5 protein-coding genes and 2 pseudogenes are annotated in these 9,017 nt (G+C 49.1%); 1 reads left to right on the forward strand and 6 read right to left on the reverse strand.

All coding sequences use genetic code 11. From position 1 onward, the window contains the following. From ACR0CW_RS22810 to ACR0CW_RS22825, 4 genes are all read right to left on the reverse strand, one after another. On the reverse strand, window positions 1-647 hold a 647-nt coding region (locus tag ACR0CW_RS22810), incomplete at its 3' end, for an NAD-dependent epimerase/dehydratase family protein (RefSeq protein WP_480789550.1). 72 nt (window positions 648-719) lie between these two features. After that, window positions 720-1,904, reverse strand: a complete 1,185-nt coding sequence (locus ACR0CW_RS22815) for a beta-barrel domain-containing protein (protein WP_480789551.1) — start codon at window positions 1,902-1,904, stop codon at window positions 720-722. Further along, window positions 1,904-4,054: an ATP-binding cassette domain-containing protein gene (locus tag ACR0CW_RS22820; RefSeq protein ID WP_480789552.1), complete on the reverse strand. Its 2,151-nt coding sequence runs from the start codon at window positions 4,052-4,054 to the stop codon at window positions 1,904-1,906. Before ACR0CW_RS22820 ends, ACR0CW_RS22815 begins: the two co-directional genes overlap by 1 nt. Then, window positions 4,047-5,339, reverse strand: a complete 1,293-nt coding sequence (locus tag ACR0CW_RS22825) for a TolC family protein (protein WP_480789553.1) — start codon at window positions 5,337-5,339, stop codon at window positions 4,047-4,049. Before ACR0CW_RS22825 ends, ACR0CW_RS22820 begins: the two co-directional genes overlap by 8 nt. Window positions 5,340-6,252: 913 nt before the next feature. Between ACR0CW_RS22825 and ACR0CW_RS22830 the strand changes: the two are divergent. Further along, window positions 6,253-6,465 (forward strand): annotated as a pseudogene (locus ACR0CW_RS22830) (IS6 family transposase); the annotation flags it as partial. 24 nt (window positions 6,466-6,489) lie between these two features. Here ACR0CW_RS22830 and ACR0CW_RS22835 read toward each other — a convergent pair. Continuing rightward, window positions 6,490-7,618: pseudogene (locus ACR0CW_RS22835) on the reverse strand (IS3 family transposase). Window positions 7,619-7,628: 10 nt separating this feature from the next. After that, window positions 7,629-8,670, reverse strand: a protein-coding gene (locus ACR0CW_RS22840) for an IS110 family RNA-guided transposase (RefSeq protein WP_480789554.1) whose coding sequence is annotated in 2 segments (ribosomal slippage) — window positions 7,629-8,343 and window positions 8,342-8,670 — 1,044 coding nt in all. Because the reading frame shifts where the segments join, the coding sequence is not laid out codon by codon here. Window positions 8,671-9,017: the final 347 nt, after the last annotated feature.

Consider the following 9,017-nt stretch of genomic DNA (forward strand, 5'->3'; position numbering starts at 1 on the left):
GCTTCGACGCCTAATTTGATATCGACCGCACTCAAGGTGTGGCCTGCAAACGGTACGTCTTCGAAGGACGATAGTGTCTCACGTTGTTCGGCTAGTTCGACGGCAGCGCGCGCCCAATCGGGCACATAGCACATTGCCTGACGCGTTTCCTCCTGTCCTGGCAGTAAGATCTTGTCTCTCCGGATGTTGCGCAAATAAATCTGGGACATAACACAGCCTTGGCATTCGGGATCGATTAAATTTCCAGCGCGCAATACTATAGTTTGTACATCACTTTTTGCATAGGTCCGTTCCATCGAGAGGCGAATTTCACCTTTCTGACTAACAGGTTTGCTTGGTGTAGTTTCGGACCAGAGCCCTGGTTGATTGCCAAAATGGTAGACGTTTCCCGGCAGCAAGACTGTTGCATCATTGCTATGCGCAGCCCGGATGACCTCATTAGTGATCCGGGGAATTATAGTTTGCCAGTCATGATAATTTGGTGGATTTAACCCATTGACAATGACAGCGCAGTTTTTAGCTGCCTTGATCATGTCGTCGTTTTCACGGTCGTACCGTCGAACCGACCAGCCAGCGGTTTCAAACGCCTGAGCGCTATGTCGTCCTATTTTTCCTGACGCTCCAAGGATAAGTACGTTTTTGCTCATAGATACTCTCCAAGTTTTTGCGATAGGACTATTGGCGCGGAACAGCTTGAAACCGAAAGGTGTCCAATACTGTCATCTCTCAGTTAATGCTTCAGTAGTTTTGAACAGAGGCTTAAGCAAATATTGTAGAACAGTTTTTTCTCCTGCACCTAATTCAATTTCTGCCTGCATACCAGGTTTGATCGCCACAGATCCAGACGGGCCTGACAACGTGGTTTTATCCAGTTCAATTATTAGCTGATAGAAAGGAACAGCTTCTGGATCTGCCTCGTCAACTATGGTGTCAGCTCCAACGTGGCTCACGGTTCCCGTGAGTGTCCCAAATATGGAATAATCAAAAGCCGTCAGCTTCACCGTAGCTTCCATTCCTGAGTGGACAAAACCAATGTCGCGCGGATCAATCTGTCCCTCAACTCTCAATGGTTCTTCCAACGGCAGAATCTCCAAAAGAGTTTCACCGGGGGCCACCACACCTCCAATAGTCGTTGCAGCAACTTTGTTGACTATCCCCCTAACTGGCGATCTCACATCCGTCCTAATCAGTTGATCTTTTCGTGAATTCAATTGAGCTTCAATCTTTCCTAATTCCCCCAAAGTCTGAGCGAATTCCCGTGCGACTTCAGTTTTGAATTCTGTCGATAATCCATCAAGTCTGCTTTTTACATCAACCAGAGCCTGTCGGGCCCGAACAACTTCAAGCTCTGGTACTGCCCCTTTCGCCACCATTGGCACAAGCATGTCTACCTCGCGCGATTTCAATTCGAGAGCTTTTTGCAGATTTTCAATAGTTAAACTAAACTCTGCTTTTCGCGCTTCATATAGCGCTCGTTCTGATGCTGCATACTCAGGAGACAGATTTTGGAGTTCTAATGTTGGTGAGAAGGCGAAAGCCAAACCAGCTTTCTCGGCTTCCAAGCGCTGCAATTTCAACAATAACGCCAAACGTTGATCTGAAAGTTCCCTATACGAGCTTTCAGATTTGGTTCGATCCATTCGAACTACAAGTTGCCCGTCTTCGACGGTGTCCCCTTCGGCAACGAATATCTCCCTGACAATTCCTCCTTCGAGATTTTGGACAGCTTGGCTTTGCATCGCTGGCACAACGCGCCCAACACCGCGCACTATTTCTTTCAGGTCGGCGAAGTTTGCCCATGCAATAAATGTAAATACCATTGCAGAAAGCAGCCAGATTGTTGGGCGCCCCTTGGAATTTATGGTTTTAGAAAGGGATTCGGAAAGTGTTAGGCTATTGACCATCAGAGTTCGCTTCTGATTTCGCTGTTTTTTGGTTTCTTGTTCCTGATCCGAGAGATAAAATCATCTTTGGGACCTATTGCTTGCACCTGTCCGTTATTTAGAACCACAATGTCTGTTGCCGCTGCGAGCAACTCCATTCTGTGGGTGGAAAAGACACAAGTTCGAGAACCAATCCATTCGTCAATTCTTCTAGTGACTTCCACCGCGAGTTTTTGATCGAGTGCGGACGTCGGTTCATCCAACAAAACAACGCTAGGATCCTGCAGAAAGAGTCTGGACAAGCCAACACTTTGGCGCTGTCCAACGGATAGCCCATATCCCCCGTCGGAAATCTGAAGGTCCAATCCCCGCGAATTTTTCCTAACAAAGTCGCCCAGGCCTGCGAAATCCAAAGCATCCAATAGTTGCTCGTCGCTATGGTGGCCTGACAGCGAAAGATTTTCTCTGAGGGTTCCACAAAACAATCTGATATCCTGCGGCAGATAACCAATGCACCTCCTAATATCCGAAACTTCTATTTGTCTAATGTCAATATCATCAACCAGGAGCTCCCCGCTGGATACATAGTATAACCCGGAAAGGACACGTAAGAGCGTCGATTTACCAGAACCGCTGGAGCCGAGCAACGCAACTCTAGTACCTTCTGCAATCTTTAGATTCTCTATTTCAAGTATATTTCTGTCGGTATTTTGATGTTTGAAACTTACATTTTTTAATTCAAATTTACCACGAAGCGTCCGTTTTTTTATCTTAGCCCTGTCCGTTTCCCTATCCTGTGGTGACTTTATGATCTTGTCTAATGCACAAAGTGAAGTGTTCATGTTTTGCCAACGAGACAATATTTGCGACATTTGAGTAATTGGTGCAAGCGTTCGGGTGGTTAGGATACCAACTGCTATGATAGCTCCCATCGTCAATTCGCCATTAAATATTAAGTACACGCCAGAAACAACTGCAAGCACATATGTTGATTGTTGCACTGCTATTGCCCAGAACATTAGGAAGCTACTCAGGCCCCTCTGCTCCGTTGTCTTGAGGGAATTCAATGCGATGATCTCTTCCCATTGACGTTGAAAGAACGATTCAAACCTAGAAGCCTTAACCGATTCCAATCCGTAAGATACTTCCGTTAACAGCCTGTTCGCTGAAGACATTCCCCCCATAGTCTCTTCTGAGAGTCTTTGCATGCGTTTCTGAAGCAACAGGCTGGGTAGCACAGTCAAAATGCATCCAACCAGAATTACCCATGCAACATTTCCTGCAATTCCATATATGAGTACAAGAAACAGAACAGTAAATGGAAGATCAGCGACGACCCCTACAGCCGCCGCGGTGAAGAACTCTCTCACTGCTCCAAACTCTCTTACCATGCTCACTATTCCACCTGGTGAACTCGGTCGGGCGTCAAGTTTCATGCCTAATACACTTGAGAAAAGCTCACTCGATATGTGGAGTTCCGTATCTTTTCCCATCTTGTCAATCTGGTGGGATCTAGCAATGCGTAATGTCATCTCAAATAGGATAGCTATAAACACTCCCAATGCTAATACCCAGAGTGTTGCCTCAGATTGTGCTGGGATTACGCGATCATACACCTGCAACGCAAATAACGAAGTTACAACAGCTAGCAGGTTTGCTGTCAAGGAACCTAATACGATATCAAAAAGCTTGTCTTTGCGGTGTGTTAGCCTGTCCCAAAACCAATGGCCCTTAGCCTCTGATCGAGAATGTCTATTAATTAGCATTCTCGCATTCGGATGTATCGAAAACCACTTTGGTTGAAGGAAGTTCGCAATAGTTTCTTGTGGGACCGGATGGCACACATTGCGATTACTTCTATCTTGTAAAAGTATAGATTGATTTTCTCTTCCTATGGCCACAACATAACCACCGGAATTCAAAAGCAAGCAGCAAGGGAAATGATATTCGATGTCGTCGTGCCAATTGGCTTTGTACTCAAGCCTTGAAGCAGCTCTGTCCAATAATGCTAGATCCAAACACCCATCATCAACGGGCAAACCGGCCTTAATCAAGTCAGCTGAAACTTGATCTGGGCCCGATATGCCAACCAGTACAGAAATGACTTCCGCGAGATCTTCATGGGCGCATCTGGAAGCACAGAATTCCTCTGATCCTTTCACATCAAGCATTATCGACCCCGAAGGCTACAAGTTGTCCGTTTAGTTTCGAGGCCCGTAAACAGTTCAATATTATATCTGTCTTAATATCAACAAGAGAGGTTCTGGTATCAGCCCCCTCACGGAACAGCGCTATTCCGTCAACAAGGGAGATGGAGCCTACTTTTATTTGTTCTTGAAAGAGTTCAATCGTTTTAAGATTTTGCTGTTTTATGATTTCAAGTTGCTTTAGCCTGAGTTGCAAATTGGAATACTCAGCAAGTAATACATCAATGTCCAGTTCCAATTGGTCCCTTACAGTGTCAAGCTTGGTCTCCGCCGACTTGATATCGGCAGCAGCAGCTTTGAGTCGCTCGCGGCGACCCAGTCCGAGCCCACTTGCGGAATCGAGCCTAAGGCCAATAGTCGGTGAACTTAAGTTGGCATTGTTTAGTCTAGTACCAGCAGCGAGAACAAGGCTCGGGTAGCTTTCGAACCTTTGCATCTTTTCTGATAGTTTAGCACGCTCAACTTGGAGAACTGCCAATTTCTCATCTGGTGCCGCTGTAATTGGCTGCAATCTCACACACTGATCAAACACATCGGATACCGTAAGATGAGCCGATACTATCGAATCAGGCGGTAGAAGGCGCCTGAGCTCAGAACCCGCCTGGCGAAACCCGGCTTCGTCTGAAATCTTGTCTCTCCGAAGTTTTTGTTGTGCCAACTCTATCTTAATTGTCTCACCTCGGTCAGCTATTCCGCCAGAAGTACGTGAAGCGATTAACTCAGCAAGTAAACGAAAACGTTCATCTAACTCTTCCAGAATCACAAGGCGATCTTGATGCCTGATCAGCTGCAGGTATGCCCTCAAACCCTCAAAAACCTTTTCATTTCGCTCTCTCCAAGATTCGACCTCCAACCTCGAAGTAACTAGATCAATATCTTTCAGGCGCGCTCTGCGATTACCCCAATCCCATACTTTCTGTTCCAAGGATAGTCCAAGCGCTGTTTCACCCGGCTTGTTAAGCGAGGTGGAAGCGCTCGGCACCAATTGCGGCCACTGCTCATACTTAACTGACTGTCTTCTTGCTCGCGTCGAGACCACATCATATAGCGCAGCAGAATTGGCTATCGCTTCCTGATCCAGTTGCTTTGACAGTGCTTTGAGATTAGATTCGGGTACCAGCGCAACACGATACGCGCCCTGTTCAATGGCATCCAAATCGAGTGCTGCTCGCGTTGATTCTGCTCCAAGATTGTCTGCAGTTATCTTAAGATCTCCCCTATCGGGGAGTGTGCATGCTGAAACCGCCATCAATCCAGCAAAGAGGGCCCGAAGTCGGGATCGATTTGCTCGATTAATCTGGGAATCTGTCGCTCGAAAACCCCCGCTCCCAAGCATCGACCTTTCATGATCTTTTATTGTTAGACTATACATTGGATGCCTGTCTGAGATTAGAATATGCACCGGAACTCTCGACGCCAAAATGTTGGACTAATTCACTCCTTTCCATGATTAAAGCCGGACCACATCACTATTGTAACAAGAGAAGCTCTGACGCATTTTGTCACATCTAAGCAGAACTGAATTCACTTTCCGATAACGATTGCCTTTCTGCCACATCAGACATCTCAATCAAGCCCGCCTGAAGGGCCGGCCACCGAAGCACCGCCGAAATTCAGATGGGCTGATAATTGGGACGGTTTCTCCGATTGGTATAACGAAATCATTCTGGGCTGAATTGTTCTGCCATTTTATATTGTCGCCATTATCCCGATTTGCCCTACCACTATTCCGAACACATCTTTTTAAGGCGCCCGCAATGCTCCGCCCGGGATTAGCAACTCCACTGCGCCAACTGAGATCTGCACGAACGTTCCGCTTATAAAGACCGCCACCAATTTCATCCGGCAACAAGCCCAAAGGCTCAGATAAAACACCCAATTTAGGTAATTCAGCTTCTGTCGCCATATTTTTTAGAACCCCCATCCAATGCTAGTTTTTGCTTCACTCGCGAAACTTCCCATACATTTAATTGGAGTATCGCTTGTGCGGGACACTATATCCTGAAACAAATGTTAAATTTTTCGGATGATGCTTGCGCGGATGATGCAGATTCAACGGACTGAGCATCACCCTTATGGGACGGTTTTGTCGCGAGTTTTTCCCCAGCTGTCGGGCCGAGCGTAGTTTTGGTAGCGCTTGCTCAAAATGACATGGGCAGACCGTGACCGTCTCATTCAAAGATGTGCACTTTCCGAAAGACATGATCTTGTACGCTGTTTTCTTCTGTCTCCGGTACGGCGTTTCATATCGGGATCTGGAAGAAATCATGTCGGAACTTGGCGTCGAGCTCGATCACGCGACCTTAAACCGCTGGGTAAGCCAATACGCCGGTCTTAACGCTGATGCGTCACGGCACAAAATGGACCTGTCGCGTTTTCGTTCCGCTCCAAATGCTCGTTTAAGCCACTTTCCGTTCGAAGGCGACCGGGTTTTTCCAGCCCAATGCTGAGTGTCGCGGTCGCGGATTGTAGAAACCGTTGATGTATTGGAAGATGGCCAACTCGGCGTCTCTGCGCGTGTGCCACGACCTCCGCCAGATCAGTTCGGCCTTGATCTTCTTGAAGAATGTCTCGACGGCTGAGTTATCATAGCAATTGCCTTTGCCCGACATGGACACCCGGAAGCCGTGCTGACGCAGCAGTTTCTAATAATCGTGAGAGCAGTATTGGCTACCGCGATCCGTATGGTGGATGCAGTCTTTCGGCGGTTGTCGCAGTCCGGTCGCCATCTTCAAGGCCCGGATCGCCAGGTCACGCTTCATGCGATTGCTGACAGCCCAGCCGATTACGCGCCTTGAATGCAGGTCCAAGATCACGGCAAGATACAGCCAGCCCTCGCGGGTCCACATTTAGCTGATGTCACCTGCCCATTTCTGATTGGGCGCATCCGCGTGGAAGTCGCGGTTCAGCAGATTGGGCGCAATGTTGAAGGCGTGGTTGCTCTCGGTCGTCACCTTGTATTTCCTGGATCGTTCGACGCGTATGCCATTCTCGCGCATCAGTCGACCAACGCGGCGATGGCCAATGTTCAGGCCAAGCTCTTTCAGCTCTTCAGTCATGCGGGGCCTGCCGTAGCTGCCTAGGCTGAGCCGGGATTGTTCCTTGATGTGGGCGAGCAGCATCATGTTAGTTCGCTGCCTTTGGCTGGCAGGTCGGCTACGATACGCGCGTAGTCCGCGTTCACTGACATCCAGCACATCACACATCCGTTTGGCGCTGAAGGTATCGGTGTTCTCTTCGATGAACCCGAACCTCATGGCTTTTGGCCCGCAAAGAACTGCGTTGCCTTTTTGGGATATCCCTCTCCTCCTTCAGGATGCGGTTCTCCCGTCGCAGCCGTTCGTTCTCGCGGCCAAGATCGAGGTCCTTGTCAGATACAACCTCAGTGTCGCGATGCGCTGTCACCCACTTGTTCAGCGTGGATAAGCCAACGCCCAAATCCAATGCCACCTGTTTTCGTGTCAGCCCGCTGGTCAGCGCAATCCGCACAGCATCAGCGCGGAACTCGTCAGTCCGTTTCAGTCCCACAGTTCATCTCCTATGATGATTGTCCAGCAGGACGTGGTTTTTCTTTGATTTTGAACTGCGCAAAATCTACGAATACCCATCCGTTTTTGAGTGTGTCGTAGATGATCGACAGCAGCTTTCGCGCCGTTGCTATGATGGCTTTTCCCGCACCACGACGGGCCTTGACACGTTGATAGAAGGCGTTGAGGTAGCCGGAGTATTTGATGGCAAACAATGTGCATTGCACCAGCGTGGTACGAACGAGCTTGTCGCCCCGTTTGGTAATCCTGCCGCGATTGTCCGTTTCATTGGACTGGCTGACCCGAGGCACAATTCCAAAATAGGCGGCCAATTTGTCCGCGCTCGCAAAGTCATCGACGTTCCCGATCCCGGCCAGAAGGATCGCGGCTGACCGAGCGCCAATCTCCTTGATGCTGGAGATTTCCTCAAACCCGTTGATCTGCTTGGCCGTCTTTTCGATGGCCTTATCCATGTGGGCCAACGTGCCGGTCAAACTCAATGCCTGATCTCGCAGCACGTCCAGTTCAACCTGTTCAACAGGGGTGAACTGGCTGATGCCAAGATCGGTCAAGCGCCGTATGCTCGACAGGCTTTCTTTTTTCAGTTTGACCCCATTGCGCGTGAAGATTGCATGGAGCTTGTTGAGCAACATCGTACGCTGCTTCACCAACACATCGCGGGTCTGAACCAGCGACCCCAACTCGGTCTCGGCATGCGTACGCAGCCGCGTCTGGCAGCATGTCTTTGGACAGGAAATAAGCCAGCGCACGAGCGTCGTTGCGGTCGGTTTTGTTGGCCGACTTGCGGATCAGCTCGAAACGGCGGGCGTTCACAACAACGAGCCGACCAACGCAAGCTCGAACTTGATCGCAAAACCAAGCTGAGTTTCCCGTCGCCTCAACTGCGAGGCTGTCGTCTGCATCCAGGCTGAGGCAGAAGCGGTTCAGGTCGTCCATAGAAAGTTGAAACGTCTGGAATGCGTCTTTCGCACCGACCTCAAAATGGCAGGTCGTGAACGAGTTTGAATGAAGATCGACACCAATAAAGGCCATGGCTATACCCCCAAAATTAGGAGGCGGAGCCCCGCTCGGGGCGTGAACGGCCAAACCATGCTCCTATCCAAGATCACCGGTTGCACCCGGGTCTTATGGGGGCTGTTCGGAAACAGGCGAAGGCTAAGCTCCTTTACAGGGTCACAATGCCCTAACGAACAATCCAGCCTGAAACCTATCCGTCTCCCCAAATTCCTAACAAAATCCGGGGTGTTTGGTCGCTCACAAATCATTCTTACCCCCTCCTCCTTTGTTGCAGTAAATACTACCAAAGGAACGGCATCAAACCGCGATACGTCCAATCTTGCCCATCACCGGCTTCGTGCGCTTGTTCGGGTTCTCCAGCA

It is taken from the genome of Ruegeria sp. CH6 (assembly GCF_056537005.1).

Excerpts from the sequence above, each read along its gene's own strand:
- ACR0CW_RS22815 (WP_480789551.1), bottom strand. The coding sequence starts at position 1,904 with ATGGTCAATAGCCTAACACTTTCCGAATCCCTTTCTAAAACCATAAAT.
- ACR0CW_RS22825 (WP_480789553.1), bottom strand. The coding sequence starts at position 5,339 with ATGGCGGTTTCAGCATGCACACTCCCCGATAGGGGAGATCTTAAGATA.
- ACR0CW_RS22820 (WP_480789552.1), bottom strand. The coding sequence starts at position 4,054 with ATGCTTGATGTGAAAGGATCAGAGGAATTCTGTGCTTCCAGATGCGCC.